Raw genomic sequence first — 16,718 nt, forward strand, 5'->3', positions numbered from 1 at the left:
ATTAATGTTGAGCGGAACTTGCAGGCGCCGCGGTCATTGTCGGAGAATGCGTTACTCTGTCGTCCTCACCGCCACCGTAGTTCTTGCGTGCCTGTCGCCTTGTGCAGCCCAGCCAGAGACGGCTTCGCATGGCTCCTCGGCCGCTGCAGCTCCCACAGCCTCGCAGCTGATTGCAAAATTGAACGAGTTCAACGCATTTCAGAAGAACGCGTATGACCGTACTGCGTCGCTCGACCGATCGGATCTCGCGAGTGCCGCCTCGGTGCGGGCGGAAGCTGCGGCACGACGTGCCCGTGCGCTTGCCGCGCTCGAGATCAGCACCGGAGTGAGCGCTTACCCGGCGTCAAAGCAGTCGCTCGGAAGGGAAACCATGTTGGCCGACGTGAGTCCCACGGATGGGACGGATTTCGTCCGCCAGTTCTATGCAGCAGAAATTGCGGAGTACGAGACCACGATCGCGGTTCTGCAAAGCTATCTCGCCGCGCCTGACAATCAGGAGGTCAGGCGCTTCGCGATGGTGGAACTCACAGATCTGCAGATCGAGCTAAACGACATCAAGAGCGCACTCGCGGAAAAATAGCCAACCCGCGCTCAGCGCGGCTTTGGTTCTGCTGGGCGGGCGGCCTAACGCTGCCATTGCTCTCCGGCATCTTCTCCCGGCCCTGATCTCCATTGTCGTCGCGGCCGCCCGAGGACGACGACTTGCTCCCGCTGGGATTGTCTCTGGCAGCCTCGGAGGTTGGCGCAGACCGCGGATTTTCGGAGCTTGCGGCGGGGTCGCCAGTCACGGAACCAGGTCCGCTCGGCCCTCCCGATTGGCCGAGCGCCAGGGCGACGGCAAGACTCAACGAAATCGTGTTCTCATCAGCTTCTCCTTGCCTACACCAAGCCATTGCGCTCCCCCGGTTCCAACAGATCTGGCGCAGCGTCCCACGGACTGAAATTTATTTGGAACGATTGGCGATGGAGCGTGTTGAGCCGCTTGTGCCATCTCCGACGGGTTCCAATTGTTGCGAGAAATGGCATCTGGCTTGATTTGAGATGTTGCCGCGGCTTGTATGCCGCCCGCAAATGAGACTCGGATTCTTGCCGGCACGCATGCTGCCTCGGGGGAACTTGATGAGCGATCTCGATCCTGCTGATAGTCCGTTGCCGGGCCGGCAAGGCTTCAGTCGTCAGGGAAATGGCGCGGAGGGACCAGATGCGAGCCAGGATCTGCTTCGCGCTCTCCAGGCGATGCGTTCAGGCGACTTCTCCGTCCGCATGAGCGGTGACTATCTCGGCATCGACGGCAAGATTGCCGATACGTTCAACGACATCATTGCCGCCAATGAGCGCATGGCGCAGCAGCTCGAACGTGTCGGCCAGGTCGTCGGCCGCGAGGGCAAGACCCGGCAGCGCGTGAGGTTCGGCATCGCCAGCGGCTCCTGGGCCGATATGGAGAGTTCGATCAACACGCTGATCGACGATCTGCTATGGCCGACCCGCGAGGTCACGCGCGCCGTCGCTGCGGTGGCGCAGGGCGATCTGCTCCAGACCGTAAAGCTGGACGTCGACGGCCGGCCGCTGGGAGGCGAGTTCCTGCAATCGGCCACCATCGTCAACACGATGATCAAGCAGCTCAGCGTCTTTACTTCGGAGGTGACGCGCGTCGCCCGCGAGGTCGGTACCGAGGGCAAGCTCGGCGGCCAGGCCCAGGTTCCGGAAGTCACCGGCGTGTGGAAGGATCTGACCGAGAGCGTCAACTCGATGGCCAACAATCTGACCGGCCAGGTCCGCAACATCGCCGAGGTGACCATCGCGGTCGCCAATGGCGACCTGTCCAAGAAGATCACGGTCGACGTGCGCGGTGAGATTCTGCAGCTGAAGGAGGCCATCAACACGATGGTCGATCAGTTGCGCTCGTTCGCCTCCGAAGTGACGCGCGTGGCCCGTGAGGTCGGCACCGACGGCAAGCTCGGCGGCCAGGCGATCGTGCCGGGTGTGGCCGGCACCTGGAAGGACCTCACCGACTCCGTCAACGCCATGTGCGGCAACCTGACCGCGCAGGTCCGCAACATCGCCAACGTGACCACGGCGGTGGCGCGCGGCGATCTCTCGCGCAAGATCACCGTCGACGTGCGCGGCGAAATCCTGGAGCTGAAGGACACCATCAATACGATGGTCGATCAGCTCAATGCCTTCGCCTCGGAAGTGACGCGCGTTGCGCGCGAGGTCGGCACCGAAGGCAAGCTCGGCGGTCAGGCGCAGGTGCCAGGCGTCGCCGGCACCTGGAAGGACCTGACCGACAACGTCAACTTCATGGCCTCCAACCTCACCGCCCAGGTCCGCAACATCGCCGACGTCGCGACGGCGATCGCGAGCGGCGACCTGTCGAAGAAGATCACGGTCAACGTCTCCGGCGAGATCCTTCAGCTGAAGGAGACGCTGAACACCATGGTCGACCAGCTCAATGCCTTCGCCGGCGAGGTGACGCGCGTCGCGCGCGAGGTCGGCACCGACGGACGGCTGGGCGGCCAGGCCAATGTGCTCGGCGTCGCCGGCACCTGGAAGGACCTGACCGAGAGCGTCAACTCGATGGCGTCGAACCTGACGGCACAGGTGCGTAACATAGCCGAGGTGACGACGGCGGTGGCGAATGGTGACCTGTCGAAGAAGATCACGGTCGATGTTCGTGGCGAGATCCTCGAGCTGAAGGACACCATCAACACGATGGTCGACCAGCTCAACGCCTTTGCTGGCGAGGTGACGCGCGTCGCGCGCGAGGTCGGCACCGAAGGCAAGCTCGGCGGCCAGGCCATGGTGCGCGGCGTCGCCGGCACTTGGAAGGATCTCACCGACAGCGTCAACTCGATGGCCTCCAACCTGACGGGACAAGTCCGCAACATCGCGGAGGTCGCGACCGCCGTCGCCAAGGGCGACCTCTCCAAGAAGATCACGGTCAACGTCTCCGGCGAGATCCTTCAGTTGAAGGAAACGCTGAACACGATGGTCGATCAGCTCAATGCCTTCGCAGGAGAGGTGACGCGCGTCGCGCGCGAGGTCGGCACCGACGGCAAGCTCGGCGGCCAAGCCGAGGTTCCCGGCGTGGCCGGAACCTGGAAGGACCTCACCGACAGCGTCAACTCGATGGCCGGCAATCTCACCGCCCAGGTCCGCAACATCGCCGAAGTGGCTACGGCCATCGCCGGCGGCGACCTGTCGCGCAAGATCACGGTGGACGTTCGCGGCGAGATCCTCAGCCTGAAGGAAACGCTGAACACGATGGTCGATCAGCTCAACCGCTTCGCGGGCGAGGTGACGCGCGTCGCACGCGAGGTCGGCACCGAAGGCCGGCTGGGCGGTCAGGCCAACGTGCCCGGCGTCGCCGGAACCTGGAAGGACCTGACCGACAGCGTCAACTCGATGGCCGGCAATCTCACCGCCCAGGTCCGCAACATCGCCGAGGTGACCACGGCGGTGGCCCGCGGCGACCTCTCGCGCAAGATCACCGTCGACGTGAAGGGCGAGATCCTCGAGCTGAAGAACACCATCAACACGATGGTCGACCAGCTCAACGCCTTCGCCTCCGAGGTCACGCGCGTCGCACGCGAGGTCGGCACCGAAGGCAAGCTCGGCGGCCAGGCCGAGGTGCCCGAAGTCGCCGGCACCTGGAAGGATCTGACCGACAGCGTCAACTTCATGGCGTCGAACCTGACGGCGCAGGTGCGCAACATCGCCGAGGTCGCGACGGCGATTGCCGGCGGCGACCTGTCGAAGAAGATCACCGTCGACGTGCGCGGCGAGATCCTGCTGCTCAAGGACACCCTCAACACGATGGTCGAGCAGCTGCGTTCGTTTGCGGCCGAAGTGACGCGCGTCGCGCGCGAGGTCGGCACCGAAGGCCGGCTTGGCGGACAGGCCGTGGTGCCGGGCGTCGGCGGCACCTGGAAGGACCTGACCGATAACGTCAACCTGCTCGCGGCCAATCTGACGACGCAGGTCCGCAACATCGCCGAGGTGACCACGGCGGTGGCGCGCGGCGATCTCTCGCGCAAGATCACGGTGGACGTGAAGGGAGAGATCCTGGAGCTGAAGAACACGATCAACACCATGGTCGACCAGCTCAACGCCTTCGCCGGCGAGGTCACGCGCGTCGCGCGCGAAGTGGGTACCGAAGGCAAGCTGGGTGGTCAGGCCCAGGTGCCGGGCGTCGCCGGCACCTGGAAGGACCTCACCGATACCGTGAACTTCATGGCCGCCAACCTCACCGAGCAGGTGCGCGGCATCGTGAAGGTGGTCACCGCGGTGGCCAACGGAGATCTCAAGCAGAACCTGACGGTGAAATCGAAGGGCGAGGTTGCTGCGCTCGCCGACACCATCAACAACATGACGGAGACGCTGGCCACCTTCGCCGATCAGGTCACCAGCGTCGCCCGCGAGGTCGGCGTCGAGGGCCGCCTGGGCGGCCAGGCGAACGTGCCCGGCGCCGCCGGCACCTGGAAGGACCTGACCGGCAACGTCAACCTGCTGGCGGCCAACCTGACCTCACAGGTCCGCGCCATCGCCGAGGTCGCGACCGCCGTGACCAAGGGCGACCTGACCCGTTCGATCCAGGTCGATGCGCGCGGCGAGGTCGCCGAGCTCAAAGACAACATCAATACGATGATTACAAATCTGAGGCTCACAACCGACCTCAACACCGAACAGGACTGGCTCAAGACGAACCTCGCCAAGTTCACCAACATGCTGCAGGGCCAGCGCGACCTGACCACCGTCGGCCGCCTGCTGCTGACCGAGCTGACGCCGCTGGTGAACGCCCACCGTGGCGTGATCTATCAGGTCGAAACCGAGTCGACACCGCAGCTGCGCCTGCTCGCCTCCTATGCCGACGACGGCGTCTATCCGCACCGGCAGCACGTCCAGTTCGGCGAAGGCCTGATTGGACAGTGCGTCTTCGACAAGCGCCAACGGCTGGTCTCGGAGATTCCGTCCGACGTCATTCCCGTGGGCTCCGCCCTGCTCCGGGCCGTCCCGAAGAACCTGGTCGTGCTGCCGGTGTTGTTCGAAAACCAGGTCAAGGCCGTGATAGAACTGGCCTCGCTCAGTCCGTTCACGACCTCGCAGATGACGTTCCTCGAACAGCTGACCGACTCCATCGGCATCGTGCTCAACTCGATCGAGGCCACGATGCAGACCGAGGGGCTGTTGAAGCAGTCGCAACAGCTCGCCGCCGAGCTGCAGGCACAGCAGCGCGAGCTGCAGCAGACCAATGAGCAGCTCGAGCAGAAGGCGCAGCAGCTCGCCGAGCGCAACGTCGAGGTGGAGCGCAAGAACCAGGAAATCGAACAGGCCCGCCGCGCGCTCGAGGAGAAGGCGACCGAGCTCGCCTTGACCTCCAAGTACAAGTCCGAGTTCCTGGCCAACATGTCGCACGAGCTGCGCACGCCGCTCAACAGCATCCTGATCCTCGGCCAGCAGCTCACCGAAAATCCCGACGGCAACCTCACCCTCAAGCAGGTCGAGTTTGCCCGCACCATCCATGGTGCCGGCACGGACCTGCTGAATCTCATCAGCGATATTCTCGATCTCTCCAAGATCGAGTCCGGAACCGTGACCGTCGATGCCGAGGAGATTCTTACTGCGAATCTGCTGGAATCCGTCGGACGTCCGTTCCGGCACGAGGCCGAAAACCGCCTCCTCTCCTTCAACATCGATGTCGATCCGACGCTGGCGCGCAGCATCGTCACGGACTCCAAGCGCCTGCAGCAGGTGCTGAAGAACCTGCTCTCGAATGCCTTCAAATTCACCGCCGAAGGCGGCGTCCGCTTGAAAGTGTTCGCAGCGCTGGGGGGCTGGAGCACCGAACACCCGGTGCTCAACAATGCGCCAGCCGTGATCGCCTTCGAAGTGTCGGACACCGGCATCGGCATTCCTCAGGACAAGCAGAAGCTGATCTTCGAGGCGTTCCAGCAGGCCGACGCGGGCACGAGCCGCAAATATGGCGGCACCGGACTCGGACTCGCGATCAGCCGGGAGCTCGCCAACCTTCTGGGCGGCGAGATCCATCTCAAGAGCGCGCCGAGCAAGGGCAGCACCTTCACGCTGTATCTGCCCCTGAAATATTCGGGGCCCGCGACGGCCCCGCGCGTCAGCCCCGCCGCGCCCGTTCCCTATCTCCAGACCCCTGCCCTGCAGGCTCCGGTGCCCGAGCGCGCCATCGAGCAGTTGGCGGATGATCGGCTGCACCTCGAGCCGGGAGACACAATCCTGCTGGTCGTCGAAGACGATCCGCACTATGCCCGCGTCCTGATCGATCTCGCGCGCGACAAGGGCTTCAAGGTTCTGGTCGCCGGCCGCGGCGCGGAAGCGCTGGATCTGGCCAAGCAATATCAGCCGGCCGCGATCTCGCTCGACGTGTTCCTTCCGGACATGCTCGGATGGACCGTTCTCAGCCAGCTCAAGCACAATCCGTTGACGCGGCACATCCCGGTGCAGATCATCACGCTCGACGAGGACCGTCAGCACGCTCTGGCGCGCGGCGCCTTCTCCTTCGTGAACAAGCCCACCACGACGGAAGGCGTCAGCGCGGCGCTGTCTCAGATCAAGGAATACGCCAAGCCGCGGCGCAAGCGATTGCTGATCGTGGAGGACAATGCCGCAGAGCAGATGAGCATTCGCCAACTGCTCGATCACGACGACATCGAGATCGTCGCGGCGGAGACTGGCGCAGCCGCGCTCGATGAGCTCCGCAACGCGCCTTGCGACTGCGTCGTGCTGGACCTTCGTCTCCCCGACATGAGTGGCTTCGACGTGCTCGACCAGCTGCGCTCCGACGATACGCTCTCCGGCGTTCCCGTCGTCGTGTTCACCGGACGCGAATTGTCGGCCGAGGAGGACGCCGAGCTGCACACGATGGCCCGCAGCATCGTCGTGAAGGGCGTGGAGTCCCCCGAGCGGCTGCTCGACGAGACCTCGCTGTTCCTCCATCGTGTGATCACGGAACTGCCGGTCCAGAAGCAACGCATGCTGGAGAAGCTGAACAGCTCCGACGATGATCTGATCGGGAAGACGGTGCTGCTGGTCGACGATGACGCACGCAACATCTTCGCCTTGTCGAGCGTGCTGGAACGCCGCGGCATGCGCGTGCTCACCGCAACCACCGGCCGGGAGGCGATCGAGCTCGTCCAACGAAGTCCCGAGATCGCGATCGTTCTGATGGACATCATGATGCCCCAGATGGACGGTTACCAGACCATCGGGGTCATCAGGCAGACTCCAGCCTTCGCCCGGCTGCCGATCATCGCGTTGACCGCGAAAGCCATGAAGGGAGATCGCGAAAAGTGCCTCGAAGCAGGCGCGTCCGATTACCTGGCGAAACCCGTCAACACCGAGCAGCTGCTTCTTGCGATCCGCATGTGGCTGCACCGCTGAACGGTTGATCATGATGGAACATGAGAAGGTCAATATTCTTCTGGTTGACGATCAGCCGGCGAAGCTGCTCGCCTACGAAGTCATCCTGAAGGAGCTCGGCGAGCATCTGGTGGTGGCCACTTCCGGCCGGGAAGCGCTCGAGATCCTGCTGAAGAACGAGATCGCGGTGATCCTCGTCGACGTCTGCATGCCTGAGCTCGACGGCTTCGAGCTGGCGCAGATGATCCGCGAGCATCCGCGGTTTCAGAAGATCGCCATCATCTTCATCTCGGCGATTCAGGTCAGCGACTTCGATCGGTTGCGCGGCTACGAGATGGGGGCCGTCGACTACGTGCCGGTCCCCGTGGTCCCGGAGGTGCTGCGCGCGAAGATCAAGGTGTTCGCCGAGCTCTATCGCAAGACACGCGAGCTGGAGCACTTGAATCGCGAGCTGGAAAACCGTGTTCGCGCGCGCACGGCCGAGCTTGAGAGATCCACGGCTCAGCTGATCGAAAGCGAGCAGCGCCGCAGCATGGCCATCGCCGCCGGCAGGATGGGCTCCTGGGACTGGGATGGGGTGAATGGCGACTGGATGTGGGACGAGGGGCAATATCGCATCTTCGGAGTGACACCGCAGGGCTTCGAGCTCAACAGCGTGAACATCATGGGCCTGCTGCATCCTGAGGATGCGGCCCGCGCTAGCCAGGTGATCGCGGAGTTTGGGCTCGGCACGACGTCCTACGAGACGGAGTTCCGCATAATCCGACCGGATGGCGAGGAGCGCTGGTGCGTCGGAACGGCGGCCGCGACCACGGACAGGACCGGTCGGGTGATCCGCGTCAGCGGCGTCACCATCGACATCACCGAACGCAAGCGCGCGGAGGAGCGCCAGAACCTGTTGACCCGCGAGGTCGATCACCGTGCCAAGAACGCGCTGACCTTGGCCCAGTCGATCGTTCGATTGACCAAGGCCGACAGCGTCGGGACGTATGTCAGCGCCGTCGAGGGCCGCATCAGCGCGCTCGCACGCGTTCACACCATCCTCTCTCTGTCGAGCTGGCAGGGCGCAGAGATGAGCCGGCTCGTGGCCGAGGAGCTCGCGCCCTATGCGACCGGCGGACAAGTGGAGTTCGGCGGCGCCGAACTGCAGCTTCAGCCCGCGACGGCGCAGACGCTGGCGTTGGCGTTGCACGAATTGGTGACGAACTCCGCCAAGTACGGCGCTCTGTCGGTCCGGTCGGGGCAACTGTCGGTGAAGTGGACGATCGAGCATGATCGCCTTGATCTGGTCTGGATCGAGACCGGCGGGCCCCTGGTCCACGTCCCGACCTCCCGCGGCTTCGGCACCCGCAGCCTGATGGCCAGCGTCGAGAGCCAGCTGGGCGGACGCGCGTTGTTCGACTGGCGTCCCGAAGGGCTGGTCTGCCGTCTGCTCGTTCCGCTTCGCCCGGGAGTGACCCCGCCGGAAGCAACCAACGCTTTCGCGGTGCCCGTCGCCGATGGTGTACGACAGCGCGCCACCGGCTGACGGCGGCGGCGCGGCTCAGCCGGATGCGTCTCTGGTGATCCGCACCGGCACCGATTTGGCGGCGGGTACCTTGCTGCCCTCGGCATAGTGCCAGAGCGGGATCAATCCGTTGCATTCCGGATAGTAGGCCGCGACGCTGCATCTCGGAATGTCGAACGCAACGCTCTGCAAGCCTCCGAGCGAGCGCTCGATCCCGTCATGGGCAACCGTCGACAGACGGACAAGATCGCCCTGCATGATGCCAAGATCGGCCATGTCGCTTGCATTCATGAAGATGACTTGACGGCCGCCCGTGACGCCACGGAAGCGGTCATCCTCGTTGTAGATCGTCGTGTTGAATTGGCCGTCCGCGCGCAGTGTCATCAACTGGAACACGCCGTTGCCCTCCTCGGGCGGATTCAAGGCCGCCTTCGGGACCGTGAAGTTCGCCTTGCCGGTCGACGTCTTCCATTTACGCTCGCGGGCGCCGAGCGGCCGCGGAAACCCACCGGGCTGAAACAGTCGCTTGTTGAAATCCTTGAACTGATCGGGATAGGTGCGCTCGATCGCGTCCCTGACCAGCGCGTAGTTGCCAACCCATGCGTCCCAGTCGACGTGCGGATTCGGCGCCAGGGTTGCCTTTGCAAGACTGGCAACGATGGCCGGCTCCGATAGCAATCCATCCGCGACGGGCTGGCGCTGTCCCCGCGAGCCATGAATGCAGGTGGTGGAGTCCTCCATCGACACCGCCTGCTCTCCGCCGGCCTGCCGATCGATCTCGATCCGACCCAGGCACGGCAGCAGGTAGGTGACCGCACCGGGAACGAGATGGCTTCGATTGAGCTTGGTCGCGATCTGCACCGAGAGCCGTAATCCTGACCAGGCGGGCTCCATGAGGGACCGCTCCGGCACCGCGCGCAGGAAGTTGCCGCCGAGACTGACGAACCCCTTCACGTCGCCCTTGATGATCGCCTCGCAGGCATCGACCGTGCTGAGTCCGTCCCAGCGCGGCGGCTCGAACGCGTAGAGTTCAGCCAGCCTGTCGAGCGGCACCAGCTTGGTCTTCTCGGAAATCCCGACGGTACGCTGCCCCTGCACGTTCGAATGTCCGCGAACGGGGGAAATGCCTGCACCCGGCTTGCCGATGTTGCCGCGCAGCAGGAGCAGGTTCACGATCATTTTGGCGGTCTCGACGCCATGACGATGCTGTGTGATTCCCATTCCGTAGTTGGCGATCACGGCGTGCGCCGACGCATAGACCTTGGCTGCCTCGAGAATGTCGGCGCTGCCTAGACCGGATGCGCGTTCGATATTGCTCCACGACGCTTGACGGCAATAGTTCGCAAACTGCTCGAACCCGGACGTATGCTGCTCGATGAAGGCCACATCCAGAACGCGCGGGCTTCTCGTTGCGACCGCTGCGTCATCCGCCTCGATCACGGCCTTGCACATGCCGAGTAGCGCGGCGCCGTCGCCGCCGACCCTGAGCTGATGGTATTGCGTGCTGATCCGCGTGCCGCCGGTCAGCACCATCTGGATGGGATCCTGCGGATTCGTGAAGCGCTCCAATCCGCGCTCGCGCAACGGATTGAACGTGATGATGGGGACACCGCGCTGCGCGGCACGCTGCAGCGGATGCAGCATGCGCGGCGAGTTCGTCGTCGTGTTCTGGCCAAAGAAGAGAATGCAGTCGGACTTGTCGAAATCCTCCAGGAGTACTGTGCCCACCGGCACGCCGATGACCTCCGGCAGCGCGACCGAGGTCGACTCATGGCACATGTTGGAGCTGTCTGGAAAATTGTTCGTGCCGTACATCCGGCCGAACAGCTGGTACATGTAGCTCGTTTCGAGCGATGCCCGGCCGGACGTGTACATCACCACGGCGCGGGGATCGAGACCGTTCAGCTGAGCGCCGATGTCGCGAAACGCGTCGTGCCAGCTCACGGCCACATATCGATCAGTTGCCGCGTCGTAGCGCATCGGATGCGTCAAACGCCCCTGCTCTTCCAGCTGGTGGTCCGACCACGTCCGCAATTCGGCGAGCGTGTGCCGCGAGAAGAACTCCGGTCCGACCGTCTTGCCGGTGATTTCCCACGCGGTCGCCTTGGCGCCGTTCTCACAGAATTCGAAGGGATGCGGCTTTGCCGGTTTGGCCCAGGAGCAGCTGACGCACATGAAGCCGCCCGGCTTGTTCTGCTTGAGAAGAATCTCGCTGCCGAGCAGCGTGACCTCCTCCTGCGTCAGGATGCTGGCGACAGCATGAACCGAGCCCCACCCGCCCGCCGGTGCCTTGTAGTCTTCAATCTTCGCCTTCTCACTCACGGCACATCTCCGCGGCCCGAAAACCCGCCAACCCGTGATCGAAGCGCAAGTTCCCTCCGTTCACGGGAGCTTGCGACCGGCGCGCCGGCAACGGCAAAGGACAAGAGATGCGAAAGAGAGTGAAGCGGGCGCTGCATGTCAGACGGCGTTAGGAACGACGCGACGTGCCAAACGTCTTCCCTGGGTCTCCGGCGGCGTTCCCCCATCTCGCTGGAGGCACTCCGTGTGGACTGCGGCCCAGCGTTCGACCTCTCGGGCGCTGGGCCCGTCCATCCGGGGAAGCCGGGCATGCGGACCCGGCTCCCTCGCCCGCTCGTCTCACGCGGCACTGCGTTGGAGATGGCGGCCTTCCCTGACCTCTTCGATGATCTTGGCGCTGAAGGCTTCGAGGTCGCCGGGATTGCGCGAGGTGATGACGCCCTGATCGACGACGACCTCGGCGTCCTGCCACTGGGCTCCGGCATTGGCGACGTCGGTCTTGATCGATTTGTAGGACGTCATCTTGCGCCCTTTTGCAATGCCCGTCTCGATCAGGAGCCAGGGCGCGTGGCACACCGCTGCCACGACCTTCTTGGCGTCGAACACATCCTTGATGAACTTCAACGCTTTGGGCTCCACCCGCAGCAGATCGGGATTGATTTGTCCACCGGGCAGCACGATCGCGTCATAGTCGGACGCGGTGGCTTGGTCGAGCGTCTTGTCGACCTTCACGGGCCGCCCCCAATCCTTCTGATCCCAGCCCTTGATCTCGCCTGACGCCAGCGAGACGATCTCGACGGTGGCGCCAGCCTGTATCAGGCGATCACGCGGTACTTCGAGCTCGGATTGCTCGAACCCGTTGGTCGCGAGGATCGCGATCCTCTTTCCTTTGATGTCCATCATCTTCTCCGGTTTGAATTGACACCGCGGGCAACCTTGCGCACGGGACCATCGTTCCCGATGCAAGCCTCGACCGATCGTCACAACTGGTCGATCAGCGGCCTAGACTCCTCCGTGGAACAGCCGACGGCGGACGCTGTTTGTAGAGAGCGAGCAAACTTGGCCGTCCCCGCGCGACGCGGAGGCCTGGCAGCTCTGTCGACGGATGCGATCTGGAGTCCCCTCGTGCCTTACGCATTATTTGAGAACGACGAACGATTGACGCGTCCGTTTCGAACCGAGCGCGAGGTCTGGGAGGCCGCCGAACAGGCTGACCTGGTTACGTTGGACGCGCATGGTGAGAAGGTTCTCGACAACAGTTTCGAGATCAAGCCGTGCGACGCGGCCCCCGACGAACTGGTAGGTTCCGGACAGGACATCGTGATCCCGCGCGCACGCGGTGCCGACACCTCACGCGAGACCAGCTCACAGCTGTCACCTTCGCATCGGACGAATACGACGCAGAGGTCGTCATGAGCCAAGCAGACTGACCATTACGTGTCAGGCGAGCCAGGTCCTCACATCTCGGCACCGCTCTCGGCCTGCGATGCGGACACCTCAGCCGTGTCTGGCCGCCCTGCGACGGGGGACCCCATCAGAGTTTTCCAGCTTGAGCCGCTCACGTTGCTCGCGCAGGTCGTCGAGCGTCGTCAGCATGCGCTTGAGCAACGCCTGCGCCGCTTCTGTGGCAACTCCGGCGCGCTGCAATTGAACGATTTCACGTTGCTGCCGGCCGACCTGAACACGCATCCGGTCGATTTCCGCTCGAATGAAACTGAGGTCGCGCATCTGTCCACCATGCCAAGGTCGTGAAGCATTCTAGAACAAACAGGGAACGAATTGCAAGCCAGAAGTGTTCGAGCTTGTGAGTGAGGGCATCAACGGAGGTCCATCATGACCGGAAAGATCGAAAAAGATCCGAGGAACTGGACTTCGGGAGACGATCCGATGACGGACGCAAGCCTCTTACTTGAAGACGCTTGGCCAGCAGACAGGTCGGCCTGATCCGACACAGCACGTGCGGACCAAGGCGCAGGCTTCGGAACTCATCGATGAGTTGAGACGGGCCGCAGAGTTGGAGTGAGCCGCGATCCAGGGACGAGCCGACACGGATTGGTATCTGAGTGCTTCGGAACCAAGGCAGGAGCGGTCGCGAATCAAGAGCCGGTTGTCTAATCTTTGCGGTATTCCTCGGGAGTGCACCATGGTTGCGGACAGTGACAGCAAGGTCGCCTGGCATCGCGCTCAGCTCAAGAAGAACCGCGCGGCGCTCAAGCAGATCGAAACGGCGCGGTTCACCATCGGCGAGAGTGCCGATGCCAGGGCGATCGAGCGGAGCAAACGGCAGGTCGCGGAGCTTTTGCTCAAGATCCGCGAGTCGGAACAGGTCGTCGGTCAACACGACAAGCAGACCCGACGACCATTGGGAACGGATCTGCGCAGCCTCTCCAACGTCGCCTGGCGCAACTGGACCGGCAACGGTCCGCGCTGACGAACGAGCTATCCTCATCGGTTCGCTCTCGTCTCAGTCGACGTGCCTCCGGGAGGCAGAGCTTTCCGAAACGTTGGCCGCCAGAGATCTATCGTCCCCTTGCTGCCAGCGCGCGAGCCGCTCGTCGCTTCTTCGAAGCGCATTCAGGTCGATCCGTCCCTGCGCCAGCGCCCGCTTGGCACAGCCCAGCACCCGATGGAACTGCGTGCCGTCATAGGCGACGAGCAGAAGGTCGGCGCCGCCATTGAGGGCCTCCACGACGGCTCTGCAGAGGTCGCGGCCGTAGATCGCTCCCATCACGAGATCATCGGTCACGATCACGCCGTTGTACTTCCAGCGGTCGCGGATGAGGCCTTGAAGCACGGCCTTGGAATGCGAGGCTGGCCGCTCTGCATCGATCGCGTCGACGACGACGTGACCCACCATCATCGCCGCGTGCGAATTGTCCAGCACCTGACGGAACGGTCGCCAATCCGACTGCTCCAACACATCGGCCGGCGTGTCGAGCTGCGCCGAGAAGTGATGGGTATCGGCCGCGACGCGGCCAAGGCCGGGAAAGTGCTTGACCGCGGCGCGGACACCGCTTGCCTCCAGGCCGCGGACATAACCGAGCGCGATATCGCCCACCGCAGCCGGATCGTCGGAAATCGCGCGCTGTCCTATCAGCGTGTGGAAGTCCAAGCGGTTGCGCTTCCAGCGCGGACGTAGATCGACGACCGGCGCCAGGTTGAAGGTGATACCAGCTGCGGCCAGCGCCTGTCCTTGAGCGCGCCCCATCTCGAAGGCGTCATGCGCGCGACGCGGCGCGGGCAGATCGGCCAGCGTCGCAAGCCCGGGCATGTTCGGCACTGTCGGGGACAGGTGCGCGACGCGGCCTCCTTCCTGATCTGCCGACACCAGCAGCGGTGCCAGCCCGGCATTCAGGCGCTCGGCCTGCAATCGCGCGATCTCGGCGCGCAGCTGAGCCATTGTCCGTCCGCGCACGTTGCGGTGGGTCACATAGACGCCGGCAATCAAGCCCCGCCGTGCCAGCGCCGCGGCATCCTCCGGGACCGTGTAGCCGACCATGAAGTGCCGCCCGAGCAGATGGGCCACGTCCGGGTCTGTGCGAAACGTCTCGTACTTGCGCCAGCCGAACATGAACTGCGTCGATGTCAACGCGAACAGCGGGATGCACCATATCAGCACCAACAGCCGCCCCGCGGGACCTCGTCCCCAACTGCCGCTGAGCAAGAGCAGCAGCGGAGCTGCCAGGCCGATGACGAGCAAGGCTGCGTGGCCGGTTCCGCGCAGGCGGACCAGATACGGCTCGTTGCTGTTGAACGTGATGAAGATGAAGAGCAGAGCAAGGGTCCAGAGGACCAGCGTCCTGATACGCCCGAGCATGTGTGAGGCCGATCATTGCAAGGAGACAACGACCCTTGCGTAACAATGACGATCCGCCGGCGCCAGCCGCGGAATCGCATCTGCACGATATCTGCAAACAAATCCTGAAATGCTGCAGACCTCTTCGTGAGCCCCTGCACGCGGCCGCGTCATGTTGGCTCATCGGCTGGCAAGCGCCGGCCGCATCGCGACTCGTTCGAGGATCCCGCAATGACCAGCTCCGCAGAGCTGACGGCCGCTCCGGCCGTCTCTTTCCCCATGTGGCACAAATTCGCCGTCGCCTTCGGCCTTCTCGGGCTTGCCGACGTGCTGTTCTATGACCAGACCGTTGGGCTCTCTTTTCCGATCTTTGCCGCGGCACTGGTCGCGGCCAGCATGCTGGTGAATCATGCCGGCATCGACCGCCGGCGCGCGATCCTTGCGGCCATCGTCCTCGTCGTTGGCCTACTGCCGGCGGTCGAGGATTTCACCCTGCCGTCGCTGTCGATCGTCGTCGTCACGGCGATCTCGGCCGTCGCCCTGTCGACCAATCCGGCCGTCAAGGGACTTCGCCTGCCGCTCACCGCCGCAAGGCAGTTGCTGCTGATCGGGCCGTTCCGGCTGATACCCGACATGATCACAACGTTCCGCAGCCATGATCTGACGCGGCTGCTCTTGACCTGGAGCATCCCGCTCGCGCTCGGACTCGTCTTCAGCCTGTTGTTCGCCGCCGCCAACCCCGTGATCGAGCAGTGGCTCGATCAACTCCGCCCCCAGCGCCTCGTGTCCAGCCTGAGCTTCGGACGTCCCCTCTTCTGGCTGCTGATGCTGTCCCTGATCTGGCCGTTCATCAATCTGCGTTGGAGGCAGCGGACGACGCCGCCGAGCCAGCCGGTCGAACCCGAGGCCAACCAGATGCCGCCGTCCGTGGTGCCCCTGCTCAGCCCGCAGACCGTCGTGCGCTCCTTGATCCTGTTCAACCTGTTGTTTGCGATTCAGACTGCGCTGGATGGTGCGTATCTGTGGGGACATGCGGCCCTTCCGGACGGGGTGACTTACGCTACCTATGCCCATCGCGGCGCCTATCCGCTGATCGTCACGGCGCTGCTGGCCGCGGTCTTCGTCCTCGCCGCCGTCCGCTCCGGGCAGGACGATGAGCCGCGGCTGATCCGTCCCCTGGTCTACCTCTGGGTCGGCCAGAACCTTCTGCTGGTGCTCTCCTCGATCCAGCGGGTCCACATCTACATCGAAACCTACCTCCTGACGCACTGGCGCATCGCGGCACTGATCTGGATGGGGCTGGTTGCCATCGGTCTGGTCCTGATCGTAATCCGGATCGTTCTGAACCGCCCGACTGCGTGGCTCGTCCGCATGAACCTGATGACGCTCGCCGCGACCCTCTATGCCTGCACGCTCGTCAACTTCTCTGGGCTGATCGCCGACTACAACGTCGCCCACAGCCGTGAGGCAGGACGGAGCGGGGCCGCCATCGACGTGCAGCATCTCTCGATCCTCGGTCCGCAGGCCCTGCCAGCGGTGCGGCGGAGCTTGCTGCTGTCGCCTGGAGAGGCCGGACTGTCCCGGGTGCACGACCGGCTCATGGAGCAGCAGGCAAGCGACATGGCGAACTGGCGCTCCTGGACCTTCCGCGGCTGGCGCTTGCAGCGCTATCTCGATACACATCCCCTGGCGCAGAAGCCAAACTGATGTCCCGCCGCGGAG

At 64.0% G+C, this 16,718-nt stretch carries 10 protein-coding genes and 1 pseudogene; 7 read left to right on the forward strand and 4 right to left on the reverse strand.

The window, feature by feature from the left end; all coding sequences use genetic code 11:
- Window positions 1–178: 178 nt before the first annotated feature.
- The 3 genes from QXZ94_RS09580 to QXZ94_RS09590 all read left to right on the forward strand — a co-directional run bounded on the left by QXZ94_RS09580 (window position 179) and on the right by QXZ94_RS09590 (window position 8,920).
- On the forward strand, window positions 179–580 hold the full coding sequence (locus QXZ94_RS09580; protein WP_315720206.1) for a DUF4142 domain-containing protein: 402 nt from the start codon (window positions 179–181) through the stop codon (window positions 578–580).
- Window positions 581–1,236: 656 nt separating this feature from the next.
- Window positions 1,237–7,413, forward strand: a complete 6,177-nt coding sequence (locus tag QXZ94_RS09585) for a HAMP domain-containing protein (RefSeq protein ID WP_409998503.1) — start codon at window positions 1,237–1,239, stop codon at window positions 7,411–7,413.
- A gap of 13 nt (window positions 7,414–7,426) precedes the next feature.
- On the forward strand, window positions 7,427–8,920 hold the full coding sequence (locus tag QXZ94_RS09590) for an HWE histidine kinase domain-containing protein (protein WP_315726176.1): 1,494 nt from the start codon (window positions 7,427–7,429) through the stop codon (window positions 8,918–8,920).
- A 15-nt stretch (window positions 8,921–8,935) separates the two neighbouring features.
- On the opposite strand, the gene QXZ94_RS09595 is transcribed toward QXZ94_RS09590, so the two are convergent.
- Both QXZ94_RS09595 and QXZ94_RS09600 read right to left on the reverse strand, forming a co-directional pair.
- Window positions 8,936–11,221 (reverse strand): FdhF/YdeP family oxidoreductase, encoded by a 2,286-nt coding sequence (locus QXZ94_RS09595; RefSeq protein WP_315720208.1) that lies wholly within the window; start codon window positions 11,219–11,221, stop codon window positions 8,936–8,938.
- Between the two features lie 318 nt (window positions 11,222–11,539).
- Window positions 11,540–12,100: a type 1 glutamine amidotransferase domain-containing protein gene (locus QXZ94_RS09600; RefSeq protein ID WP_315720209.1), complete on the reverse strand. Its 561-nt coding sequence runs from the start codon at window positions 12,098–12,100 to the stop codon at window positions 11,540–11,542.
- Between the two features lie 159 nt (window positions 12,101–12,259).
- Here QXZ94_RS09600 and QXZ94_RS09605 point away from each other — a divergent pair, with 159 nt between their 5' ends.
- Window positions 12,260–12,616 (forward strand): hypothetical protein, encoded by a 357-nt coding sequence (locus QXZ94_RS09605; protein ID WP_315720210.1) that lies wholly within the window; start codon window positions 12,260–12,262, stop codon window positions 12,614–12,616.
- 81 nt (window positions 12,617–12,697) lie between these two features.
- Here QXZ94_RS09605 and QXZ94_RS09610 read toward each other — a convergent pair whose 3' ends face one another.
- Window positions 12,698–12,928, reverse strand: a complete 231-nt coding sequence (locus QXZ94_RS09610) for a hypothetical protein (RefSeq protein WP_315720211.1) — start codon at window positions 12,926–12,928, stop codon at window positions 12,698–12,700.
- Between the two features lie 105 nt (window positions 12,929–13,033).
- On the opposite strand from QXZ94_RS09610, the pseudogene QXZ94_RS09615 reads away from it, so the two are divergent.
- Both QXZ94_RS09615 and QXZ94_RS09620 read left to right on the forward strand, forming a co-directional pair.
- A pseudogene (locus QXZ94_RS09615) lies at window positions 13,034–13,223 on the forward strand (DUF3072 domain-containing protein).
- A 120-nt stretch (window positions 13,224–13,343) separates the two neighbouring features.
- Window positions 13,344–13,631 (forward strand): hypothetical protein, encoded by a 288-nt coding sequence (locus QXZ94_RS09620; RefSeq protein WP_315720212.1) that lies wholly within the window; start codon window positions 13,344–13,346, stop codon window positions 13,629–13,631.
- Between the two features lie 33 nt (window positions 13,632–13,664).
- On the opposite strand, the gene QXZ94_RS09625 is transcribed toward QXZ94_RS09620, so the two are convergent.
- A complete protein-coding gene (locus tag QXZ94_RS09625) occupies window positions 13,665–15,017 on the reverse strand; it encodes a glycoside hydrolase family 3 N-terminal domain-containing protein (RefSeq protein ID WP_315720213.1) in 1,353 nt (450 codons plus the stop codon).
- A 210-nt stretch (window positions 15,018–15,227) separates the two neighbouring features.
- Here QXZ94_RS09625 and QXZ94_RS09630 point away from each other — a divergent pair, with 210 nt between their 5' ends.
- Window positions 15,228–16,703 carry a DUF4173 domain-containing protein gene (locus tag QXZ94_RS09630; protein ID WP_315720214.1) on the forward strand — a complete coding sequence of 492 codons (1,476 nt, stop codon included), beginning with the start codon at window positions 15,228–15,230 and terminating at the stop codon, window positions 16,701–16,703.
- The last annotated feature ends 15 nt before the right edge of the window (window positions 16,704–16,718 follow it).

Origin of the sequence: Bradyrhizobium sp. SZCCHNS2022 (genome assembly GCF_032377575.1) — a bacterium.
GTDB classification, from domain to species: domain Bacteria; phylum Pseudomonadota; class Alphaproteobacteria; order Rhizobiales; family Xanthobacteraceae; genus Bradyrhizobium; species Bradyrhizobium aeschynomenes.